The organism is Oribacterium sp. KHPX15 (assembly GCF_900107835.1).
Taxonomy (GTDB): Bacteria; Bacillota; Clostridia; order Lachnospirales; family Lachnospiraceae; genus Oribacterium.
Genome location: NZ_FNRG01000086.1, coordinates 1 through 1,059, shown reverse-complemented (window position 1 = coordinate 1,059; position 1,059 = coordinate 1). Strand labels below are relative to the sequence as shown.

Genomic DNA, 1,059 nt, shown 5'->3' with positions numbered 1-1,059 from the left:
TCCATCTCTTCAAACTGAGACTTGAACTGCATATAAATCTTCTCATCACGTTTTTCAAGAACCTTACACATCTTCTGTCTCCCTTCTCCCTGTGCCGCTTCATAAAGCTTATTATCTCCGGATATTATTCCTGCAAGGGCCATAATGTTACATTCTATTTCCCTCTCATCTCTGTCCGCGGTATCGGCATAAATTGCTGACAACGCTGCCCTCAGTTCTTCTAAAGGACCATTGGAAAACGACATGTAAGAGTCCGCGGCACCAGTGTTTAAACGCTGCCAAATATCCTAGTACCCTGTCTCATTAGGCTTTCTCTATTTTATGGTTCTCTGTTACCAATGTCCCAAATTATTCTTTACAGACACTCGCCTTCCGTGATAAACTGCATCCCTAGGATGTCACCAATAGCACGAAAGTGTGGTGGACGGTAGGCCTTCCGATTTGTTCGGAGGTCGAATATTCAAATGTGATATGTCCTCCGGACTGGAACTGTTGTACTTGAGCCTATGCTCTTAGTCTTCACCGGAAAGGAGGTAAATGCAGATGTTGACGATAGAAGGATTAATCGCAGTTATCAGCCTCGCGCTGACAGCGTTCGGTCTCGGATACGCCATCGGACGCAATAGCAAAAACGCAAGAGAATAGCCGCCCTCGGTCTGGTAAACTAGGCGGCTAAACTCTTTTAGTTATACTAGGAAGCCTACCGTTTAGCCGGTGGCATCCTTTTTATTTATCTTTACATTCTTATCTTATCATCCACATACAAATCTGTCAAACACGCGAACATCAGTTCTCACCCACTAACTCCCGGCACCAGCCACACGCCCGCTGAAACAACCTTGCAAAATTTCTGTCAATCATTGGCCAATAGTCAGCTTCTCGTAAAGGCTTTGTAATCTTTTTGTAAGAGTCCGCGGCACCAATGTGCATACATACAACGGATAATCAAGCATAAATTGCCTGACCCTGATGTTTCCAAGACTTTTCGCAAAGTGCAACCGAAAATTATTTATCTTCTTTCAGTCGCCTTTCAATATCAGAGGCACTGTATAATACTCT

The 1,059-nt window shown here is 44.0% G+C and carries 1 protein-coding gene; it reads right to left on the bottom strand.

Annotation, left to right across the window (positions count from 1 at the left end; translation table 11 throughout):
- Nucleotides 1-203: hypothetical protein (locus BLV86_RS17480; protein ID WP_139297975.1), on the bottom strand; the 203-nt coding region annotated here is incomplete at its 3' end.
- Nucleotides 204-1,059 lie beyond the last annotated feature (856 nt).